We start from the raw sequence: 22601 nt of genomic DNA, 5'->3' as shown, positions 1-22601 counted from the left end.
CAATCCCTAAGTGAACGCTTCTTTTGGGGGCTTTTTCTTTCCCCTCTTCTCTCTTTCTGGTAATATAAGCGATGTTGACGATTTTGTTTTTTTCGGGGGAATGTAAATGGATAATATAATAATTCTTGACTGTGGTTCTCAGTTTACTCAATTGATTGCCCGCAGGATTCGAGAGATGAAAGTGCATAGCGAAATTCTCCCCTGGGATACTTCTATTGATGAAATCAAGAAGAGAACTCCTCGGGGCGTCATTATCTCTGGAGGTCCGCAAAGTGTTCATGACGAAGGAAGCCCTACCGTATCCTTAGACCTTTTCGATCTAGGAGTTCCAGTTCTGGGGGTCTGTTATGGTATGCAACTCCTAGCAAAAATTTTTGGTGGACAGGTAGAGTCGGGAGCTAGTCGTGAATATGGACGAACTGCCATAGTGGTAAAAAATCCAGAGGCAACTCTTTTTATGGGCATATCAGAATCTTTTGAGGTGTGGATGAGCCACGGAGATCATATTGCGTCTCTACCAGAAGGGTTCCAGCTCGTTGCCGTTACAGATAAAGGAGTTCCTGCAGCCTTTGAAAATAGAAAAAGAAAGATATGGGGGCTTCAATTTCATCCAGAAGTGGCCCATACTCAGAATGGTACGGCTATCCTCTCTAAATTCCTCTTCGATGTTTGTTCATGTTCTGGAGACTGGGATCTTGGAAACTGGATTGACACTATGGTGGCACGGATACACAAAAAAACGAAAGGTTGCCAGGTTATTTGTGGGCTTTCTGGCGGGGTTGATTCCACTGTAGCGGCTGTTTTAACTGCTAAAGCCATAGGTGACCGCTTAGAGTGTATTTTTGTAAATAATGGCTTGTTGCGACATCTGGAGGCTGAGAGAGTCCTTGAGCGATATAAGGCGCTCGATTTGAATGTTCATTACGTAGATGCCAGCCATCAGTTTTTGCAGGCCCTTCGAGGCGTGACAGATCCAGAACGTAAGAGAAAGATTATTGGGGAGACGTTTATTCGTGTTTTCGAAGCGGAAGCCTCTAAAATAAAAGATGCTGAATGGTTGCTTCAAGGGACCTTATATCCTGATGTCATTGAAAGTGGGCATAAAGGGAAAGGCGCTTCGGTTATTAAGAGCCATCATAATGTAGGCGGATTACCTGAAGATATGAAACTAAAAGTTCTTGAACCGTTAAGGGATCTCTTTAAAGACGAAGTCCGCGCTATAGGAAGACTCTTAAGCGTACCTCCCGAGATAGTGGATCGACAGCCTTTCCCCGGTCCGGGACTCGCTGTTCGCTGCCTTGGCGAGGTTACAAAAGAGCGCCTTGATACGCTGCGGGAAGCGGATGAGATTTTTAGGGAAGAGTTCTCAAAAAGTGACATTTATTCTTCTGTTTGGCAGGCTTTTTGCGTGTTGCTCCCAGTGAGAACTGTGGGAGTTATGGGAGATTCTCGAACATATTCAGAGGTGGTGGCCCTTCGAGCCGTAGAATCTGCAGATGGGATGACGGCTGATTGGGTACGAGTTCCGTATGATGTTCTCGATAGGACAGCAAGACGAATCTGTAATACTGTAAAGGGGATCAACAGGGTTGTTTTAGATGTAACAAGTAAGCCACCTTCCACTATTGAATGGGAATAACAGTAACGAATATATTTCTGTTGTAAAACCCTTGAAAACAGGGCGTTTCAGAGATTTGAAAGCATGAAAAACTCTTGAATGATACTGTTTTGATAACTAAAAATGTGAAAAAGCAGGGTCAAAAGGGAGTTGTTGAATTTAGGTGAATTGTTTAGAAAGCCTTCCATCGTTTTGGTGGGAGGCTTTTGTTCACATAACAGAAGTTGTCAAATTGATATTTGTAAGTGCTTTGATTGTCTAAAGATACCGTCAAAATTTGTACGGATATTGTAGGGTAAAATATACTAAAGACCTCTAAACTATAATCGAAAGGAGGAAGTCGTGATGAATATTATTAAGTCGTTTAATAACACGATAGACTATATCGAAACAGTCATAGATGATGAAATAGACGAAAAGAAAATAGCTTATTTATCAGGGTTCTCATATCCTATGTTCAGCCGGTTGTTTTCTATATTAACTGAAACCACACTGTCAGAGTATATAAGAGGGAGAAGACTTACCGAAGCAGCTATATCATTAAGAGATACAGATAAAAGAATAATCGATATAGCTATGATGTATGGTTATGAATCATCGGATTCATTTGGAACAGCTTTTAAGAATTTTCATGGATTTACTCCTTCAGAGGTAAGGAATGGGAAACCATTCAAATTAGTTTCTAGAGTGCAATTAGCGCTGAGTGTAAGAGGAGGTAGAAGTATGAACATCACAATCCAAAAGAAAGCAGCATTTACAGTAGCAGGTATCAATGAACAAAGTATCAATTCATCTTTATGTCCGAGTGTATGGGATAAGCTATATTCAAAATATAGTCATGACGAATTAGCAAAACTTGGTGGAGGACAAAGTCTTGGAGTTTGCCATGATGTGGAAAATCCGAACACCATCAATTATATGGCTGGTTATATTGTTGCTGACAAAGCTAAAGCTAAAAAAATGGATCTGGATATTTTAGAAGTAGAAGAAGCTGAATATGCTGTTGTTGAGCTAAGGGGCAGTATTCCGGAATGTATTCATCAGGGTTGGAAATACGCAATGGAAGTGTTCTTTCCAGAGCATGGATATGTTCATTCAGGAAGTCCGGACTTTGAATATTATTATGAAGGAGATATGCACAGCAAAGATTATAAGATGGAATTATGGATTCCAATAGTTAAGGCATAATTTTCAACAATACAAAACCTTATTTGTTTGAATAACTTATATAGTTTTTAATTATAAAAGCACATGACTTTAAGATTGTAAAAATCTTTCAGTTATGTGCTTTTTCTGTGTTTATTTAATATCCAGCGGAACTTTAGCTCCTATCCAACCCTTATAAAATTTCACATTGCTTTCTTCAAAAGGTACATAATCCTTTTCAAGACATGATTTTGGAGAGATATATAGTGTGAATGGAGAAGATTTTATAAAACTTAATTTACAGGTGAGATTCAGATAATGAAGAAAAATAAACCTATGACCAGAAACGAAAACATGGCAAGAGTTAAAAGTAAAAATACAAAGCCTGAAATTTTTTTGAGAAAGCTTTTATGGCACAAGGGTTTCAGATATAGGGTAAATTATAAGGAATTGCCGGGAAGCCTGGATATTTATATTTCTAAATATAAGGCAGCGATATTTGTAAACGGTTGTTTTTGGCATATGCATGAAAACTGTAAATATTCGTCTATACTTAAGAATAATCACGACTTTTGGAAGAAGAAACTTGAAGGTAATGTCGAAAGAGATAAGCAAAATTACAGTAAACTTGAAAATATGGGCATTAAAGTAATAGTGGTTTGGGGATGTGAAATTAAAAATATGATGAAAGATGAAGTGTTTTCAGAGGAGTTACTTAATACTATTTCATACGAAATTATAAATAGAGTACCAGACAATACCTGATGAGGAATTGAAGCAATATAATTTCAGCGATTAGGCGGGTTATAACCTGAATGAAGTTAAATTATGTAAAATAGTATATTTTGATGAAGAATTTTTAATAAACTATATTCAAATATATGGGGAGAGATTAATGTCGATAAAAAAATTAAAGATAAAAAACTTCAAATGTTTTTCAGAATGGTTTTCTGTTGATTTTGATGATGGCATTAACATACTGGTCGGCAATAACGGGACAGGTAAATCTACAATTTTAGAAGCGATTAACTTAGTATTAACCGGAACGTATCATGGGAAAAATATTAGGAATGAACTTTCTCAATATCTCTTCAATAAGTTTGTAGTAAAAGATTATTTCGAAAGAATAAATGATGGTATAACGATAGAACCGCCAGAAATAGTTATTGAAGTTTATTTCAACGAAGAAATACCAAGTTTTTTAGGTGATGGTAACTCTGAAAGGACTAAAGATATCTCTGGAATTATTTTGTCAATTAGTTTTGATAAGAAATATAGTAATGAGTATAAAATACTTTGCGAGAATAAAATAACATCATTACCAATAGAGTATTATGAAATAAACTGGAGGTCTTTTGCTAGGGAAAATATAACGGCAAGAAGTATTCCTGTGAAATCTGCAATGATTTATACCACTAGTTATACACCAAATAGCGGTTCAGATATTTATATTTCAAGGATAGTAAAGAACCTTTTGGATGATGATGAAATTATTGGCATATCGCAAGCACATAGACTTATGAAAGAGCAATTCTCTAAAGATGAGAGCGTTGCTAACATTAATAAAAAATTAGCTGAAACATCAAACAAAGAATTGTCAATTTCCGTGGATTTTGGAACTAAAAATTCATGGGAAAGCAGCTTGGTTACACAATTGGATGATATACCATATAACAACATAGGGAAAGGTACACAGTGTGTTATTAAAACGCAATTGGCATTAAGTGATAAGAGAATGAAAAATAAGCAAATTGTCCTACTTGAAGAGCCGGAGTGTCATTTATCATATTCGAATTTGAATGTTTTACTTGATTGTGTCAATAAATCAAATAATGAGAAACAAATAATAATTACTACGCATAGTAGTTTTGTATCAAATAAATTGGGCTTGGAAAACTTGATTTTGCTTAATAGTGGTAAAACGTTGCGATTAGGGGATCTATCTAATGAAACAAGCAAGTTTTTTAAACGAGTTGCAGGTTATGATACATTACGATTATTATTGTCGACAAAATCTATTTTAGTTGAAGGTGATTCAGATGAACTAATTGTGCAAAGAGCATATATGGATTCATATAATGGGAAATTACCTATTTATGATGGAATAGATATAATTTCAGTTGGGACATCATTTCTTAGATTTTTAGAAATTGCAAAAATATTAGACCTATGTGTGACTGTAGTGACTGATAATGATGGAAATATTGATGCTGTAAATAAAAAATATAGTAGTTATTTAGAAGAAAATCGTAGTGGAAATATAAATGTATTTTTTGATGATGTAGAGTATGAGTATAAAGGCAACTTAGAGAATTACAACTATAATACTTTAGAACCGTGTATATATAGAGCGAACTCTTTAACTGTTTTGAATGAAGTGCTTAATAAGTCGTATATTAATGAAGATGATTTGCTTAATTACATGAGACAACATAAAACAGAAGTTGCTTTAAAAATTTTTGAGAGTGATAAAAATATAAATTTCCCCAAATATATTAAAGAGGCTATTTCAATATGAGTGGGAAATTATATATTGCTGCAGCAGGTTCTGGTAAAACTAGAAAAATCATCAATGATTCAATTTCGACGGACAAGAATGTGTTAATTTTGACGTATACTATTACAAACGAGCAACAAATTATTAGTAGAATAAAGGAACAGATGGGCATAGTTCCAACTAATATCACGATTTGCACATGGTTTTCTTTCTTGTTAAAAGACGGTATTAGACCTTATCAAGGGAGTAGATTTAAAGACCGAATTGATGGAATTATATTTGTAAACGGACAAAATAATACGTATGTAAAGAAAACATCTAACAAATACTTTGAGTCAAACAATAAAATATATACTGATAAACTATCTGATTGTGTTATAGAGTTAAATGAAAAGAGCGATGGGAAAGTTTTTGAACGAATTTCTAAAATGTATGACTACATATATGTTGATGAAGTTCAAGATATGGTTGGTTATGATTTGGAGATATTAAAGCGGTTAATAGCCACCAAAACTAAAGTTATTATGGTTGGTGATCCTAGACAATGTACATATTCTACTCACTTCGAAAGAAAATATAAGAAATATGGTTGTGGGAAGATAGATGAATTCTTAAAAAATGAATGTAAAAAGTTAGATATTGTAATTGATGAGGGCACACTTAGCTGCACTCATAGAAATAATAATTTAATCTGTGAATTTGCAAATAGCCTGTATCCAGATAGAACTCCTGTGGGGTTTATTCATAAAGCAGATGATGAATCAAAGGGTGTTAAAATAATTGATCCCAAAGATGTGGATTTCTATTTAGAAAATAATCAGGCTGTGCAATTAAGAGAAAGTGTAAAGATAAAGGTTAACAACAATTATCCTTGTTATAACTTTGGAGAATCAAAAGGGTTGGAATTTGAAAGGGTACTAATCTACCCAACTAATCCCATGTGGAATTGGATAATTGATAATTCTTCGGAATTAAAAGAACAAAGTAGAGCGAGGTTTTATGTTGCAGTCACAAGAGCGATTGATAGTGTAGTAATTGTAAGAAAAGATAAAAGAATTTGTGATTTGCCGATTATAAAGTTTTAGAAGAAGTTTTATTGAAGGAGTGATGAGTTCAAAATGTCGTATGAGGAAGTTTTCAATATATCTATTCCAAGTGATAATGATGGTTTTGTTCTTTTAAAATGTCCAAGCTGTAATGAAAAATTTATGATACAAGTTGACGATATAGAAGACGATAGCGTGATTGATATCTGGTGTCCTCATTGTGGGTTAAAACATGATAGTTATTTAGACGATAATGTTAATGATTTGGCAGAAAAAATAATTCAAAATCATGTTGCAGATTTATTAAATGATTTTTCAAAAGATATTGAGAAAATTTTTAAAAATAATAAAAATGTTAAATATAAAGCTGGTAAAACATTAGAAAAAGAATCTGAAATACCAATAGGTAGAAAAACTGGAGATTATGATATCAAGAATTATTTGTGTTGTGGCAAAACAGCAAAAATAAGAAGTATAACAAAATTTGAAGGTGGATATTGTCCATTTTGTGGAGAAATAGTAGATGGAGATTAATAAAAAAGAACTTAGGAAAATTAGTAGACGGTTTAGAACGTTAGCTTCAAACGTAATGAATGCCTATTATGCAGAACAGAATGATAGTCTTAAAGAATTATTAAGCTACATAAATCAAACTTTATTAATAAAGGACTATATTCAAAGCTTGGCTTATGACATAGATGGATTAGATGAGTTAATAATAGATATCAGCTCATCTTATGGACAAAAAGCTTTAGATTTAGGCAGTGACAGCCATAAAAAAACTTATTTGCTATATAAAACCTTTTTATATATAGTAGAAAATAATATAGGTACATTTAATTTTGGGTGGTACTATGCTAACAGTAAAAAATATCAAGATATGGCAAAAGCTTTTGGAGATAGATTAATTTATCCATTTGTTATGGAAATTGAAGAATATATAAAAGATATCTCTACTGATATGGGTTTTGATAATGACAATTCATACAATATAACTATTAACAGCGCAGGAGTCCAAGTTAATATAGCTGAACATGGAAGTACAATTAATGCAGAACAAGGAAATAAAATTAATACCGAAGAAATCGCCAAAGCTATAAAGAAAGTTGAAGCTATTATTGAAAAAGTAGAAAATGAAGAATCAAAATTCATTCTTAAGCAGAATTTGGATATTGTAAAGAATGAGGTCCAAGAAAAGGACCCTAAAAAGGCAACTTTGATTTCTTGTTTAAATACAATGAAATTTATTGCGACATCAATTGCGTTATTACCGGATTTAACAACGGGAATAGGAATGATTGCATCATTGATAGGAATAGCTGTTTAATTATAGAATATAACGAAAAATGAATATATTTAAAACAGATATTTTTCTTTTGTTAGTATCAAGCTTGATACTGTTTTGATACTAAAAAGCTCTAAAACCACAAAAATCAGGCATAAAAATGCCTAAATTTAGGAACTAAAAAGATACTAAAATGAAATAAAAGAAACAAATATGCTGTGGTGATTGTTGAGTTTGAGTAAAAGCAAAGGGACAAGAGAAGAAGCAGTTAAAACTGCTTCTTCTCTTGTGACATATAAGCGAATGAGTAAAGGGAGGGATCATAAGCTGACGTATCAGAGTAGGCGACCTTATAAAAGAATTAGAAGCTTTTTCTTACCCTTTACGTTGATTTTTTTTGCTCTGGGTTCTCTTACCTATCTCGTTTCTTTCAGTCTTTTGCGTCCTCTAGCCTGGTCTGCCATCTTGTCTTTTTTTGTATATCCATTTTACGCGTATCTCTATGAGCGTGTTTTATCTAAAAGGTTTGCTAATGGAGCAGCAGCTGTTACAACTGCTGCGATCGTTCTTCTTATAGTAGTACCCTCTATTTTGGTGGGGACTGTAATGGCTCGAGAGGGAATTCGAATATATGGCTATTTGTCCGATGTTTTTTCAGATGTGAACGTAGAGCAAGGTCGTACTTTTGTGTCTCTCCTTTTTCCAGAGGCAATAATGGAAAAAATACGTCCTTATCTGGTGGAATATCCGTTCCTTATGACGGTCATTCGACAGATTGGCTCTTGGAGCATCTCTACGCTGGCAAACATATCTAAGTCTTTTTTAGGAGATACAATTCGAATTATTTATCAATTAGTAGTAATCGTTGTCTCTTCTTTCTTCTTTATTCGGGATGGACATGTTATCTTAGACTACATTGATGATATTGTTCCTTTACCACCTAAGGAGAAAAAAGCTTTTTTTGACAGGGCTAAACAGATTCTTCAAGCCGTAATTTATGGCATTACCTTGACAGCAGGCATACAGGGAGTATTGGGGGCTTTCGGCTGGTGGTATGTGGGACTTCCTAGTCCGGCTCTTTTCGGGGCGATCATGGCCCTTCTTGCTATGATCCCATTTATAGGAACTCCCCTCGTATGGGGGCCTGGAGCTATTTACTTATTCTATGTGGGTAATATTAAGGGAGCCATTATTCTGGCGGTTTGGGGCATAATGATAGTGAGTACTGTAGATAACTTTATTCGTCCAGTCTTCATTTCTGGAGGAGGCAAAGTCCATGTTTTAATGGTTTTTATTGGAGTTGTAGGTGGATTGGCTACATGGGGCTTCTTAGGGCTTTTCTTAGGGCCTCTTATTATTAGTTTGTTTATCTTCCTTCTCGACAGTTATCGTAACATCTGGAAAAGATATACTAGTGCCTATATTCCTAAAACACCATCACCGAGCAGTTCTGGAGAAGGAGAGTGACGAGAGGGCATGGCTTTTGTCTTTTCTGTAGCTGGCTTGAAGAATAGTGGAAAAACATCTTTATGCATGGCTCTTATTCCTCATCTTAAAAGAGAAGGGCTGAAGATTCTCTATATAAAGCATACTCATGAAAAAATAATCCCTTCGAGTAAAACTGACACGGGGAAAATATTGGAACTCAAGGTCCCTACTGTTTTTTGGGGGGAGGAAGGAGTACGCATAGAGTCTGCGAAAATCTTGTCCTTATCGGATTTTCAGTATAAGATGGGCTACGATTTCGATCTTTTTCTGTTAGAAGGAGGCAAAGAACTCCCCTGTCCGAAAGTATGGCTAGGTTCACCTGAAACATGCCCCACATTTGTGCATGGAGTGGTTGCTTATTACAGTGCCAACCTCCAGAGCGGGGATGATAAGGGGGAAAAAGATGTTTTTTTTAAACCAGGAGAAGAATTGCTTCTTGCCAAACGAATAGCGTATTTGTGTCGTCAATCTCAAAGAGGTGGTGTATCTCTCTGGGTTGATGGACAGGCGGTCCCTTTGAATGCTTTTGTTTCGGATTTTTTAGCTGGAGGAATAAAAGGGATGTTATCTGCCCTGAAAAAAATAGAACATCTCGATAAGGATATTGACATTCATATATCAATAGAAAAAAGGGAATAAATTTTTACTTGTCTTTAGTATGGCTCCTTACTATAATTGACGGAGTTTTGGGAAGCCGCCCGCCTTCGAGGCGGGCCGTCTTTTTAAAGTTTGTAGAAATTAAGGGAGGTTTCGGTGTATGGATTCTCAGGCATTTTGGATTATTGTTGGGGCTGGGATACTGGCTCTGGTCTATGCCATTTTTGCCTATGGCAAAATTAAGGCATTTAAGGTGGATCATGAAAGGGTCAATGAACTTTCAGAGATCATTCATCGTGGCGCAATGGCTTTTCTTTCAAGAGAATATCGATGGCTTTTCCCCTTTGCTTTATTGCTCGGTGGCGTTCTCTGGTTCAAGATAGGAAGAGGGACGGCTGTTTCTTTCATATGCGGGGCCCTTTTTAGTGCTATGGCCGGATACGTGGGTATGGTTGTGGCCACCCGTTCCAACGGAAAAACCTCTTTTGCTGCTACCCGTGGAGTAAATGAAGCTCTCGGCATTGCTTTTAAAGGTGGCAGCGTCATGGGGATGTCCGTGGTGGGCCTTGGTGTGCTTGGTATTATGCTCTGTTATGTTCTTTTCAAAGACCCCAATATTGTGACAGGATTTGGTTTGGGAGCCAGCTCTATTGCTCTATTTGCCCGTGTAGGAGGAGGAATCTACACGAAGGCTGCCGACGTAGGTGCAGACCTTGTGGGTAAAGTTGAAGCAGGAATCCCTGAAGATGACCCTCGTAACCCAGCTGTTATTGCAGATAACGTTGGCGATAATGTAGGGGATATTGCAGGTATGGGTGCTGACCTCTTCGAATCTTATGTAAACTCTATTATTGCAGCAATGGCTATTGGTCTAACAGTGTACGGTTCTCAAGGAGTCTTTTATCCTTTGGTCCTGTCTGCTCTTGGTATAGTCGCTGCTATTATCGGAACCATGTTTGTTCGTGTAAAAGAAGGCGGTAATGCTCAGGTGGCCCTTCGTATAGGAACCTTTGTTACTGGTGGTGTAATGATCATTGGTTCTTATTTCGTGACGAAAGCTGCCTTTGGTGAACTGACCCTTTTCTGGTCCGTTCTTTCTGGTGTTGCGGTGGGTGTTCTCATTGGTTATGTCACGGAGATCTATACTTCTGGAGACTATGATTCTGTAAAACAGATAGCTAAATCTTCTCAAACAGGCCCAGCAACTGTTATTTTATCTGGTTTGGCAGTAGGTATGAAGTCTACTGTTATCCCTGTGATCCTTATCTGCGTGGCGACTCTTGTAGGCTATAAGTTTGGTGGTCTTTATGGTATTGCTTGTGCAGCTGTAGGCATGCTTTCCATAACCGGCATGACTTTGAGCGTAGATGCTTACGGTCCCATAGCGGATAACGCTGGTGGAATTGCTGAAATGAGCCACTTACCTCATGATGTTCGAGAGATTACCGATAAACTCGATGCCGTAGGGAACACTACTGCTGCCATGGGTAAAGGACTTGCAATTGGATCTGCTGCGTTGACAGCCTTAGCGCTTTTTGCAGCATATGCTCATGCAGTTAATCTTGATGCTATAGACCTGAAGAACCCTCAAGTGATGGTAGGACTCTTTATCGGAGGAATGTTGCCTTTCCTTTTCAGCGCGCTAACTATCCAGGCTGTTGGACGTGCAGCTCAGTCTATGATAGATGAAGTACGAAGACAGTTCCGGGAAATTCCTGGCATTATGGAAGGGACTGGTCGTCCAGAATATGAGCGTTGTGTTGATATTTCTACAGCTGCGGCTTTGAAAGAAATGATCATCCCTGGTGTTCTTGCTGTCGTTTCTCCTGTAGCTGTAGGGCTTATTCTTGGGCCTGAAGCTTTGGGTGGTCTCTTGGGTGGTTCCATTGTGACTGGCGTAATGATGGCTATCTTTATGTCTAATTCTGGTGGAGCTTGGGATAATGCCAAGAAATACATTGAAGAAGGAAACTTCGGAGGGAAGGGCACAGATAATCACTCAGCTACTGTAGTAGGTGACACAGTGGGGGACCCCTTTAAAGATACTGCAGGGCCGAGCCTTAATATTCTGATCAAGTTGATGTCAGTTGTGGCTCTGGTTTTAGCTCCTCTCTTTCTATAAAAGTTATACTGATTTTTCTCGATAGGTGTATATTCGGAGGGGAAGGATTATGTAATCCTTCCCCCTTTTAGTGCGTTTTAAGGAGGTGTTTTTATGGACGATGGGGCAGTTCGACAGATTAAAGAGCGTTTAGATATTGTGGATGTTATAGGGGATTATGTCCGTCTCCATAAAACTGGCAAAAATTTTAGAGGGTTATGCCCTTTCCACCAGGAGAAAACACCTTCTTTTTTCGTCTCTCCAGATCGCCAGACGTTCCATTGTTTTGGATGTGGAGAAGGCGGAGACATTTTTTCTTTTGTAATGAAGATCGAGGGGTTAGAGTTTAAAGAAGCTTTGGATTTTCTGGCTCAACGGGCAGGTATCCCTCTCCCTACCTGTTCTATGGGGGGAAAAGTGGATAAAAGCAAACCTTCTCTTTACGATATTATGGAACGGGCCCTGTCTTTTTTCCGAGCGTCTCTTAAAGACGTGGCATCTGGTCGTTTAGCACGACAATATTTAGTTTCGAGACAGATTACGCCAGATGCAGCTACGCTTTTTGAAATTGGCTGGGCTCCTTCCTCTTGGGACTCTTTGTGGAGCAAGTTACAAGAAGAGAAAGTGCCCTTTAAAGAAGCTCTTGATAGCGGGCTCGTTTTAGAGGGGCGAAAGAAGCCTTATGATCGTTTTAGGGGCCGGATTATGTTCCCTATTAGGGATGTTTCTGGTCGTCTCTTGGCTTTTGGAGGGCGAATTATAGATGGAGATGGAGCCAAGTATATTAATAGCCCTGAAGGGATTTTGTACAGTAAAAGGCAAAATTTATACCTACTTTATCAAGCGAAACAGAGTGTTCGAGAAAAAAATCGCTCCATTCTTGTAGAGGGGTATATGGATGCGATTCGTCTTCATTTATGTGGATATACAGAAACAGTTGCGTCTTTAGGAACATCTTTGACAGAGGATCAGGCTCGTCTCTTAAAGCGCTTTTCCAATCGTTGTTTTATTTGTTATGACTCCGATACTGCTGGGATTGAGGCTACCGTTCGAAGTATGTACGTATTGCAGCAAAATGGGGTTGATGTTCGAGTGGTAGAATTGCCAAAAGGTAAAGACCCAGATGATCTTTTGTCTCAAGAAGAAGGGAAGAAGCTTTTTCAACGATCTTTGGATAAGGCCTTGCCTCTCGTGCTTTTCCATTTAACCTTACGCCGCACTCAACTAGAGCAGGAAGAAACGCGAAGATCTGCAGCGGATGATCTTCTGCGAGGAATAGCTCAATTGAGTCCTATAGATGTAGCGCCATATCTTCCGAGAATAAGCGCAGTTTTGGGAATATTACCTCACGAGTTGCAAGAAGAATTAGATGAGATTCGTTCTCGAAATGTCCAGGGGAATAAAGAGGGGCAGGATCGAGACTCTTCTTTTCCTATAGAGAAAGAAAAATCTATACAAAAAAATGAAGAAATCGAGCCATTAGAGGCGGCTTTAATTTATTGTTTATGGAATGATAGTTCGTTACGACAAAAAATACATCCCCATGATATTTTCCCTTTAGTAGAGAGTCTTCCTGCCAAGGAAGTTTTGGCCGCTGTTTTTTCTGGCCATTCTCCAGAACGTTTGGAGGAACACTGGCGAGATATGGGGGAAGATATGCCGTTCTCCATACTCGCTATGGGTGGCGCTTTTTGTGAGTCTTTTGGAGAAGATCAAGATTCTTGGGAAGCTGTTTCTTCTGCCTTGGAGCGGAAAAGAAATGAACAGAAATTCCAGGCTCTTCATAAAAAAATGCTTAAAGGAGAGGCAACGAAGGAAGAATTAGCGCTTTACTGGGGAATTGCTAAAAAGCTGAAGAAGCGTTAATTTCTTTGTGAAAAAAACCATTGTGTTGATCGATTGTCGCCTCTTTTTGTTATACTAAGCACTAAGTTGAAACGTGGAGGGACTGTATGTGAGGCTCGATAAGTTTTTAAAAGACGCTAGACTTGTAAAACGCAGAGTAGTTGCTCAGGAAATGATAGAGGTTGGAGCCGTTCGTTTGAATGGTCGTCAATGCCGTTCTTCTGCTCTTGTAAGAGTCGATGATGTAGTGGAAGTAGCCTATCCGACGAGAATCTTAACTGTTAAAGTACTGGTCGATGACGAAAAAGTCATAAGAAGAAAAGGCATAGTTTCTTATGAACTTTTGAAAGAGCGTCGTGTCAGTGGGGAAGAAAAACCGTGGTGAGGCTCTTATTTTTGTGAGATTGGAGATGATAGATGATGGGTATCATCGCAGGTGTATATGGAAGAGAAATTCTTGATTCTCGAGGGAATCCCACTATAGAAGTGGAGACGTGGCTTGACAATGGAGTCATCGGAATTGCTGCTGTCCCTTCAGGAGCTTCTACCGGTACTCATGAAGCATTGGAGCTTCGTGACGGTGGGAGTCGCTATATGGGCAAAGGAGTTTTAACGGCGGTCGATAATGTAAATAATAAGATTGCTCCAGAAATTGTTGGGCTTGATCCTTCTGATCAAACTGCTATAGATGAGATAATGTTAGATCTTGACGGTACACCCAATAAATCGGTGCTCGGGGCGAATGCTATCCTCGGTGTTTCCATGGCAGTTGCCCGTGCGGCTGCAGAAGAGCATGATTTGCCTCTTTGGGCCTATTTAGGTGGGATTAAAGCATATCTTTTACCCACTCCCATGATGAATGTCATAAATGGAGGAGCTCACGCTGATAATAATCTTGATATCCAGGAATTCATGATTGTACCCCACGGAGCAGGGTCTTTTGCAGAAGCTCTTCGTATGGCTGTAGAAACCTACCATACTCTCAAGAAAACGTTGAAAGAAAAAGGGTATAGCACGGCGATAGGGGATGAGGGAGGGTTTGCACCTAACCTTCAAAGCAACACAGAGGCTCTTGCCCTTATATTGGAGGCTATTGAACGGGCAGGATATACCCCTGGAGACCAGATAAGCTTGGCACTTGATGTCGCAGCCTCAGAACTCTATAAAAATGGGCATTATATTTTTGAGGGGGAGAACCGTACTTTTTCATCAGCAGAAGAAATGGCCCAGTATTATAAGGATCTTTGTGACGCCTATCCTGTCCTTTCCATTGAAGATGGAATGGCGGAGGACGATTGGGAAGGGTGGGCTACACTTACTCAGACGCTGGGGAAACGGATTCAGATTGTAGGGGATGACCTTTTTGTTACGAACATCCATCGCCTGGAAGATGGAATTCTCAAGGGAGTAGCTAATTCTATCCTCATAAAATTAAATCAAATAGGCACTGTATCAGAAACAATGCATGTTATCGATACGGCGGTAAGACATGGATATAGTACAGTTATTTCTCATCGCTCAGGAGAGACAGATGATACCTTTATCAGCGATCTCGCTGTCGCCGTAGGTGCGGGGCAAATAAAGAGCGGAGCTCCTGCTCGAGTGGATCGAGTTGCCAAGTATAATCAGCTTCTTCGCATAGAGGAAGAGGTTGAAGGATTTGGATCAGGCTATGCTGCTTTAACTCGATTTAACATTCATCGGTAGGTTGGGAAGTTTCCCCAAAAGCAAAGCTGAAGGACGTGAAAATATGAAGATAGCAGAACCTACAGTAGAAAGGCTTGTTCAGTATCATCGATTATTAGAACAGCTTTATAATGAAGGGCAAAAGGTGGTTTCTTCCCAGGAAATAGGGGAAATGCTAGCCTTTAAGGCCAGCCAGGTGAGGAAGGACCTCTCTTATTTTGGCGAGATAGGCAAAAGAGGAGTAGGGTATCATGTTGAGAAGCTATATAGACACGTGGACCAGATTCTTTCTTCTCCTCATCGTTGGCCTATCGCTCTTGTGGGCGTAGGGCGGCTTGGTGAAGCCTTGCTCGGACATAAAGCCTTTAAGAGCAGTAAATTCGACATTAAGGTCCTTTTTGATGTGGATCCAGATAAAGTGGGGACCCAAATAGCGGGCATCCCTTGCTACCATATGGATGACATTGATCAGGTGATGCGAGAGAATGGCATTGAGGTAGTGATTCTTACAGTTCCTTCTTTGGTAGCGCAGGAATGCGTTGACAGAATTGTAGCGGTAGGGACGGTCAAGGGGATATTAAACTTTTCCCCGTTGGCTATAGTAGCGCCAGATGATGTCTTGGTCTATAGTGTGGATATATCTGTAGAGCTCGAAAAACTTTTGTTTTACCTCAAGCACCGTGAGGAATAAATTACCCCCTTTAACAGGAAAAATATTCTGTTAGAATAACCGTGTTGAAATCTATGGTTTGAATTAGTAGAGGAGGCGTTTTGTTTTGAATCAGCAATGTGGACAAACAACAGGAGCGGGTGGAGCCCAGGGCGGAGTTTTGGGGATGTTTTTCCCTCTCATAATATTTGTGCTTATTTTTTATTTCTTTATCATTCGTCCTCAGAAAAAGAGACAAAAGCAGCACGATGATCTTTTGGCTTCTTTGACTCGTGGAGATCAGGTCATTACCGCTGGTGGTTTCTTTGCTACTGTGCGAGAAGTAAAAGATGACAGCCTTATCGTTGAGATCGCTGATGGAGTTAAAGTCCGTGTCCTCAAAAGTTCCATCGTTAACAAACGTTCTTCAACTCCTTCCGAGCCTGTAAAGGAAAAAACTACTGAGGAAAAGGGAAAAGCTGAGGTTGAAGCAAAAGCTGAGGTTGAAGCAAAAGAAGAGGAAGAGTAACTGCTTGCTTTTTAATATGCAAATGGAGTGGGCTTTCATGTCCGCTCCTTTTTCTATGATTTTCAGGTTTGTAGGGAGGTTAAGTCATGTTGAAAAAAGACCGTTGGCGGCTTGGCATAGTACTTCTAGTCGTAGTAGCTGCCCTGGTAGCGGTGTTTCCCGTTAAGGGGAGGATGAATCTGGGCCTTGACTTAAAAGGAGGAGCCCATATTGTCCTTCAAGCAAAGGGGACACCAGGGAACCCTGTAACTGACGATAGTATTGAACGGCTCTTAGCTGTTTTGAGAAATCGAGTAGATCAATATGGGGTAGCTGAGCCAGTTATACAAAGAGAAGGGAAAGATCGTGTTATTGTAGACCTTCCTGGTATCGAGAATCCTGATGCAGCTCTTGAACTTATTGGGAAGACAGCTCTTCTTGAGTTTCGCAAAGTACTAGGTGCGACTATGAGCGTACCTCCTGGGCCGGAACGCCCAAATTATGACAGTGAAGAAGAGTATAAAACAGCTCTTTCCCGCTGGGAAGAAGCGAAAGCCCAGGTAGAAGGGATGAAAGGGGAGCTAAAAAAGAAATCTCAAGAAACAAAGGAATCTATCGTAGCTCAAGACGAAGAGGGGCGTTATTTCCTTTTAGGGCCAGCTTTAGTAAGTGGAAAACATTTGGTAGATGCTAAAACCCAGTATGATAATCTTGGCCGGGCCGTGGTTACGATAGAGTTCAATAAAGATGGAGCACAGCTTTTTGACCAAGCTACAGTTCAGAATGTAGGTCAGCAGATAGCGATAGTCCTTGATGGGAACGTGGTATCAGCACCAGTGGTTCAGGAAAGGATTTCTGGAGGAAGTGCTCAGATATCTGGCAGATTTTCTGTTCCTGAAGCACAGCGTCTTGCTATTATGTTGCGAGCAGGTGCTCTTCCAGTTTCTGTGGAAGTGGCGGAAAACAGATCCATAGGTCCCAGCCTGGGAGCCGACTCTATTAATGCAGGATTGAAGGCTGGTCTTATTGGGACGCTTCTTGTTTTAGCCTTTATGTTTATTTATTATCGGTGGTTAGGTATAGCGGCGGATGTAGCTTTGGGCGTATGTATCCTCCTTATTTTTGCTGCCCTGATTGGTTTAAAGGCGACTCTGACTATGCCTGGTATAGCTGGTATTATTCTTACCATAGGAATGGCTGTTGATGGCAATATTTTAATTTATGAGCGTATTAGAGAAGAAGCTCAGTCTGGCAAAACTCCTTCTGCTGCTGTGGATGCTGGTTTTAAAAAGGCTCTTGCCACTATCCTTGACTCGAACATTACGACGCTTATCGCAGCTGGAGTGTTGTACTACTTCGGAAGCGGTCCAATCCGAGGGTTTGCAGTGACTTTAAGTGTAGGCATTATAGCCAGTGTCTTTAGTGCTGTCGTAGTGACGAGAGTGCTTCTTCAGGTTCTTATGCACGGTCCTATGGCTTCGGTTTTTGCCCGCCGTTCATAAGAGGGGGAGGTTTTCAGTATGATATCGAAAGAATTCTCATTTAACTTTATGAAGCATCGGAAGAAAGCCATTCTTCTGAGCTTATTGGCTATAATTGCGAGTCTAGTTTGTCTTATGACGCGAGGTCTGAATTTCGGCATAGACTTTACAGGTGGCAATGTCATTCAGGTCGAGTTTGAATCGTCAGTGCCGGTAGGAGATGTACGAGATGTCCTTGCAGATATCGGTCAGAATCAAGCCGTTATCCAGGCGTACAGTGATCGAGGAGTTATTATCCGAGTCAATGTGGATACGGAGGACGCGAGAAAGGAATTGGTACAGGCTTTGAAGAATAAGTATCCTTCGATGGAAGTTCTTCGCCATGAAAAAGTTGGGCCTGTAGTAGGTGAAAAGCTAAGACGTGAAGCCATGTTGGGGTTAATGTTGGCTTTGTTGGGGATCTTAGGCTATATTACTGTTCGTTTCCAGTTTCGGTTCGCTGTAGTTAGTGTCTTAGCCTTGATGCACGATTCTATTATTACGTTAGGGATGTTTAGTCTTACGGGGAAAGAAATCTCTTTACCCTTTGTTGCGGCAATTTTGACTATCGTTGGTTATTCTCTTAATGATACAATAGTAGTGCTCGACAGAGTAAGGGAAAATTGGAAATATCTCCGAGAAAAAGGGATACTGGAGATTCTTAACATGTCTATTAATGCTACATTGTCTCGGACTATTAATACTTCTTTGACAACGTTCCTTCCTGTTTTAGCGCTATTTATTTGGGGAGGTCCAGTTATAGCCAATTTCTCTTTTGCCCTGCTTGTTGGAATAGTAGTTGGAACGTATAGCTCTATTTATATCGCAGGTTCTCTCTTGGCAGAATGGTACTTGAAGACCCCAGGGAAAAACTAATATTATTCAGATCGAATCTTACAAATATCATATATCTAAAACATGGGGCAAGAGGGTATACCCTCTTGCCCCATGTTTTAGAACGAAGGGCTTACTTTACTGAGTATAAATACTATATTAAAATAAGAGATGATTTGCTATTGTGCAGGTAAACGTAGAAAAATATCAAAAATCAGTTAAAGGAGATGATGATGGTGGCCATTTCTGTGATAAATAAGGCGAAAGGGCTCTTTTCCCAGAAGGCCATCGAAAGAGCCGCGTTAATGTTTCGGAGAGGAGATGACAAACAGCTTATATCTCTTCTGAAAACTATAGGGAGCATTGCTCCAGCTCGCTATCATCGTGAAACCTTCAAACAGTTAGCTGAAATGGTGGAAAAAGATGACCCTTTTGTAGGTGTTATCAAACGTATTGTTTTAGAACTTAACCCACATTGCCTCTCTAAACTCATTCAAAATCTTATTGTCAATTTTATGGTTCTTGGTCGCGGTATTCGTGATAAAAAGGAAAAAGAGTATCACGTACACTTACCTAATTTTATGGTCATCAGTCCTACAATGAGATGTAATTTGCATTGTAAGGGGTGTTATGCGGGAGAATATGACACCACTGGAGAGTTAACGTTTGATGAGTTGGATAAACTCCTCAATGATGCGAAGGAGCTAGGGATGTTTTTCTTTACCTTTTCTGGTGGAGAGGCCTTTTTCCGTAGAGACCTTCTCGACTTGTGGGAAAAACATGGAGATTGCTATTTTCAGGTTTATACCAATGGAACTCTTTTAGACGAAGCCATGGTCAGTCGTCTCGTGGATCTTGGGAATGTTATGCCCATGATTTCGGTGGAAGGGAACAGAGAGGAGACAGATTTTCGACGAGGTTCGGGTATTTATGATAAAGTAATTAACGCATATCAGAGGCTCTATGAAGCTGGTGTTATGTTTGGTTTCAGTGCAACTTGCACTCGTTCTTCGGCAGAATATATGTCTCAAGACGAATTTATCAGAACAATGATAGAAAGAGGCTGTAAAGTCGGCTGGTTTTTCCAGTATATTCCCATTGGCGCTAACCCAGATATGAGTTATATGGCTACGCCAGAACAGCGGGCTTTCCTTCATAAAAAAGTGGAGGCATGGCGGCATAGTAAAGATTTCCCCATTTTTATTGGAGACTTCTGGAACGATGGCCCATATGTAGATGGATGTATGGCGGCTGGTGAGCGCTACTGGCATGTCATATCTGATGGGCGCGTAGAACCATGTGTTTTTGCCCCCTTTGCTGTAGATAATATTCGTGAGAAGTCGCTAGTGGAGATTGCAGGAAGTCCTTTCTTCACGTATATTCGTAATCAACTTCCTTACCATGGGGAAGATAATTTGTTAAGACCATGTATGATTCTGGATCATCCAGATGTGCTTCGTGACGCAGTTCATAAGTTTGGAGCTAAACCGTGTCATTGTGGTCTTGAAAAAATTCTTTCAGGAACTATCCCAGAGGGTCTTGATTCTTATGCAAGACGAATTAAAGCGATTTATGATCCTCTTTGGGAGGATGGCGAGAAAGAGAAGTATCTCAAGAGCCTTGAAAAAGAGGATAAGAAGGAACTGCTTGAGAGAATGAATCTACCGACGAGCTCTCGTTCTTAAAATGGGACGGGAAGCTGGGTCCCACGAGGAGGGGGTCACATGAGAAGCTATGCGTTGGCTATAGGACTGGCCATGCTTTTATCTGCGATATATGCCTTTCAAAATACGGGCGAAGTGGCGGTCAAATTTCTAATATGGACACGACAAGTTCCCCAGGGAATCTGGGAAGTTGCCGTTTTTGCAGGAGGTTGTGTCCTCATGTGGCTAGTCTCGCTGTCCGCGGCCTTTGAATTCCGTGGTAAATATAAAAAGAAGACCCGGGAGCTGGAAGAACAGGTAAAAAAGCTAGAAGATGAGCGAACTTCTCTTCTAAATGCTTTAAATGCCACTTCCCATCCTTCTACGAAAGAAGAAGTAATCCAGTTGGTAGAGAGCGAACCTCAAGAGCAGAATAAAGAAATCAAACCAAGAGAGGAAAATGAACAGCAGTGACTTCTTTTTGTTTACAATCGAAACTTAACATAATAGTTCCGTCAAACTCTACTCGTTATATTGCTGAACAGCTTGATTGTCCACCTCTTGTTGCGGCTGTTTTAGAGTTGCAGGGGCGAGTTTCCCCCCATAATATAGACAAGGCTCGGGCCTGGCTCTGTCCGAGCCTTGATTTCTTGCTCCCTCAATGTTATTTGGGAGCTTCTGCTGAAGAAGCAGCTCGAATGTGGCATCGTTTACCTTCTTTAGGCAATGTAGTGGTGTATGGTGATTACGACGTAGACGGTGTTGCGTCTACTACTTTGGCTATGGAAATTTGTTGTTCCCGTGCGCAGGGGGTGCGTTTTTATATCCCTCATCGTCATCTTGAAGGCTATGGGCTTCATCGTCAGGCTCTCCTTCAGCTTGTCGAGGCTGGGTGTAATACCCTGATGGTCGTTGATTGTGGAACAAAGGATACGTCCCTCTTGGCTGAGGCCAGATCTTTAGGTCTCAATGTCTTTGTTTTTGATCACCACCTTCCGGATAGAGAAGACATTTCAGACCCCTATGTGGTCAATCCTCAAATTGATGGTGATATGGAGACTCGACGGCTTTGTGCCACTTCTGTGCTTTGGCTCTGGGCTTTTCTTTTTGATATTATGCCCAAAAAGTGGCTTTATGAACGGCTTGATCTCGTAGCTCTCGCTACAATCGCTGACTGTGTTCCTTTAGAAATGCTTAATCGTTCCCTTGTCAAGGAAGGTCTGGATGTAATGCGCTCTACACCGCGCCAGGGGCTTCGACATCTTTTCAGTCGTTTGGGTCTTGCTCCTTATTATTTAAATGAAGAACAGCTCGCTATGAAGGTGATTCCTTGCCTAAATGCTGCTGGGCGTCTTTCTTTTGCTGATTTAGCTGTGAAAGTCCTTGTAGGAGAAGAGCCTGGCGTTCAGAATGTGGAAGAACTAGTTTCTTTAAATCGGAAAAGGCAAAACCTTTCCAGCCGAATCACTCGTGAAGCTTCTAAGGTAGCAGAAGAGAAAGATCGTCATGTCCTTTTTCAAGAGTCGTGGCCTATTGGAGTTTTAAGTGGAGTTGCGAGCCGACTTTGTTCTGAGCGAAATGTTCCAGTTGTGCTAGCAGCACCTGTTCGAAATTGGATACGAGGGACATTGCGTATGCCTGCTGGAGGAAATGCAGTACAGGTACTTGATTGTATTTCAGATCGTCTCGAAGCTTGGGGAGGGCATAAGCAGGCGGCAGGATTTTCTGTCTCTAAAGAAAACTGGCAAGACATAGAGATAGATCTCGAACGCATGCTCTCCAATGTAGAGTGCGAGGAACCTGAAATTTCAGCTATTAACATCCACCCCTCTCAGATTAATATGAAAACATGGCAGTCTGTTGCAGACCTTGGTCCCTTTGGGATTGGGAATCCGTACCCCTTGTTATTTTGTGAAAAGAGTGAAGATGAGAAAATCTTACCTTTGGGGAAAACAGGAACCCATTTAAAAATACAATGTGGCGAAGATTCCCTTGTGGCTTTCAACGGGGTTCATGTTCTTAATTCTATTGCCTCTTCGAATATTGCTGGCTGGGTTTATCATCCTCGGTTCGATTATTGGCGAGGACAGCTTCGACTTCAGTTTATGCTCGATTACGTTATTATCGAGCCTTAATTT

The 22601-nt window shown here is 40.0% G+C and carries 20 protein-coding genes and 1 pseudogene; all 21 read left to right on the top strand.

The features are described 5' to 3' along the window. Nucleotides 1–106 precede the first annotated feature (106 nt). Nucleotides 107–1639 (top strand): glutamine-hydrolyzing GMP synthase, encoded by a 1533-nt coding sequence (guaA, locus tag K360_RS0107855; RefSeq protein WP_024822619.1) that lies wholly within the window; start codon nucleotides 107–109, stop codon nucleotides 1637–1639. A gap of 324 nt (nucleotides 1640–1963) precedes the next feature. After that, the gene (locus K360_RS0107850) at nucleotides 1964–2806 is read left to right on the top strand and encodes an AraC family transcriptional regulator (RefSeq protein WP_024822618.1); all 843 of its coding nucleotides are present in this window, start codon (nucleotides 1964–1966) and stop codon (nucleotides 2804–2806) included. A gap of 202 nt (nucleotides 2807–3008) precedes the next feature. Further along, a pseudogene (locus tag K360_RS11545) lies at nucleotides 3009–3083 on the top strand (HpaII family restriction endonuclease); the annotation flags it as partial. Beyond that, nucleotides 3083–3529, top strand: a complete 447-nt coding sequence (locus tag K360_RS0107845) for a very short patch repair endonuclease (RefSeq protein ID WP_024822617.1) — start codon at nucleotides 3083–3085, stop codon at nucleotides 3527–3529. The pseudogene K360_RS11545 and the gene K360_RS0107845, both read left to right, overlap by 1 nt. 130 nt (nucleotides 3530–3659) lie before the next feature. Beyond that, nucleotides 3660–5282, top strand: a complete 1623-nt coding sequence (locus K360_RS0107840; RefSeq protein ID WP_024822616.1) for an ATP-dependent nuclease — start codon at nucleotides 3660–3662, stop codon at nucleotides 5280–5282. Beyond that, a complete protein-coding gene (locus K360_RS0107835; RefSeq protein ID WP_024822615.1) occupies nucleotides 5279–6346 on the top strand; it encodes a UvrD-helicase domain-containing protein in 1068 nt (355 codons plus the stop codon). Before K360_RS0107840 ends, K360_RS0107835 begins: the two co-directional genes overlap by 4 nt. A 33-nt stretch (nucleotides 6347–6379) precedes the next feature. Then, the gene (locus K360_RS0107830) at nucleotides 6380–6841 is read left to right on the top strand and encodes a hypothetical protein (RefSeq protein ID WP_024822614.1); all 462 of its coding nucleotides are present in this window, start codon (nucleotides 6380–6382) and stop codon (nucleotides 6839–6841) included. Continuing rightward, nucleotides 6831–7634, top strand: coding sequence for a hypothetical protein (locus tag K360_RS0107825; RefSeq protein ID WP_024822613.1), 804 nt, complete (start codon nucleotides 6831–6833; stop codon nucleotides 7632–7634). Before K360_RS0107830 ends, K360_RS0107825 begins: the two co-directional genes overlap by 11 nt. 192 nt (nucleotides 7635–7826) lie before the next feature. After that, nucleotides 7827–9059 (top strand): AI-2E family transporter, encoded by a 1233-nt coding sequence (locus tag K360_RS0107820; RefSeq protein ID WP_024822612.1) that lies wholly within the window; start codon nucleotides 7827–7829, stop codon nucleotides 9057–9059. 9 nt (nucleotides 9060–9068) lie between these two features. Beyond that, nucleotides 9069–9719 carry a molybdopterin-guanine dinucleotide biosynthesis protein MobB gene (locus K360_RS11060; protein WP_024822611.1) on the top strand — a complete coding sequence of 217 codons (651 nt, stop codon included), beginning with the start codon at nucleotides 9069–9071 and terminating at the stop codon, nucleotides 9717–9719. A gap of 118 nt (nucleotides 9720–9837) precedes the next feature. After that, nucleotides 9838–11799 carry a sodium-translocating pyrophosphatase gene (locus tag K360_RS0107810; protein WP_024822610.1) on the top strand — a complete coding sequence of 654 codons (1962 nt, stop codon included), beginning with the start codon at nucleotides 9838–9840 and terminating at the stop codon, nucleotides 11797–11799. 93 nt (nucleotides 11800–11892) lie between these two features. Further along, complete coding sequence (gene dnaG / locus K360_RS0107805; protein ID WP_024822609.1) at nucleotides 11893–13644, top strand: DNA primase; 1752 nt, start codon at nucleotides 11893–11895, stop codon at nucleotides 13642–13644. A gap of 88 nt (nucleotides 13645–13732) precedes the next feature. Beyond that, a complete protein-coding gene (locus K360_RS0107800) occupies nucleotides 13733–14008 on the top strand; it encodes a S4 domain-containing protein (RefSeq protein ID WP_024822608.1) in 276 nt (91 codons plus the stop codon). Nucleotides 14009–14043: 35 nt separating this feature from the next. Further along, the gene (gene eno, locus K360_RS0107795; RefSeq protein ID WP_024822607.1) at nucleotides 14044–15330 is read left to right on the top strand and encodes a phosphopyruvate hydratase; all 1287 of its coding nucleotides are present in this window, start codon (nucleotides 14044–14046) and stop codon (nucleotides 15328–15330) included. 43 nt (nucleotides 15331–15373) lie between these two features. Continuing rightward, nucleotides 15374–16000 (top strand): redox-sensing transcriptional repressor Rex, encoded by a 627-nt coding sequence (locus K360_RS0107790; RefSeq protein ID WP_024822606.1) that lies wholly within the window; start codon nucleotides 15374–15376, stop codon nucleotides 15998–16000. An 85-nt stretch (nucleotides 16001–16085) separates the two neighbouring features. Continuing rightward, entirely contained in the window at nucleotides 16086–16487 is a 402-nt protein-coding gene (yajC, locus tag K360_RS0107785) for a preprotein translocase subunit YajC (RefSeq protein ID WP_024822605.1), read from the top strand. An 86-nt stretch (nucleotides 16488–16573) separates the two neighbouring features. Then, nucleotides 16574–17968, top strand: coding sequence for a protein translocase subunit SecD (gene secD, locus K360_RS0107780; RefSeq protein WP_024822604.1), 1395 nt, complete (start codon nucleotides 16574–16576; stop codon nucleotides 17966–17968). An 18-nt stretch (nucleotides 17969–17986) separates the two neighbouring features. Then, complete coding sequence (secF, locus tag K360_RS0107775) at nucleotides 17987–18862, top strand: protein translocase subunit SecF (RefSeq protein WP_024822603.1); 876 nt, start codon at nucleotides 17987–17989, stop codon at nucleotides 18860–18862. A 263-nt stretch (nucleotides 18863–19125) separates the two neighbouring features. Continuing rightward, nucleotides 19126–20505: a radical SAM/SPASM domain-containing protein gene (locus tag K360_RS0107770; RefSeq protein WP_245587098.1), complete on the top strand. Its 1380-nt coding sequence runs from the start codon at nucleotides 19126–19128 to the stop codon at nucleotides 20503–20505. A 39-nt stretch (nucleotides 20506–20544) separates the two neighbouring features. Beyond that, nucleotides 20545–20937, top strand: coding sequence for a LapA family protein (locus K360_RS10730; RefSeq protein WP_024822601.1), 393 nt, complete (start codon nucleotides 20545–20547; stop codon nucleotides 20935–20937). Further along, a complete protein-coding gene (locus tag K360_RS0107760; protein WP_024822600.1) occupies nucleotides 20934–22598 on the top strand; it encodes a single-stranded-DNA-specific exonuclease RecJ in 1665 nt (554 codons plus the stop codon). Before K360_RS10730 ends, K360_RS0107760 begins: the two co-directional genes overlap by 4 nt. Nucleotides 22599–22601: the final 3 nt, after the last annotated feature.

The organism is Aminobacterium mobile DSM 12262, from assembly GCF_000526395.1.
Lineage (GTDB): Bacteria > Synergistota > Synergistia > Synergistales > Aminobacteriaceae > Aminobacterium > Aminobacterium mobile.
Note: the sequence above shows the minus strand (reverse complement) of the source record. Positions and strands in the feature narration are given on the sequence as shown.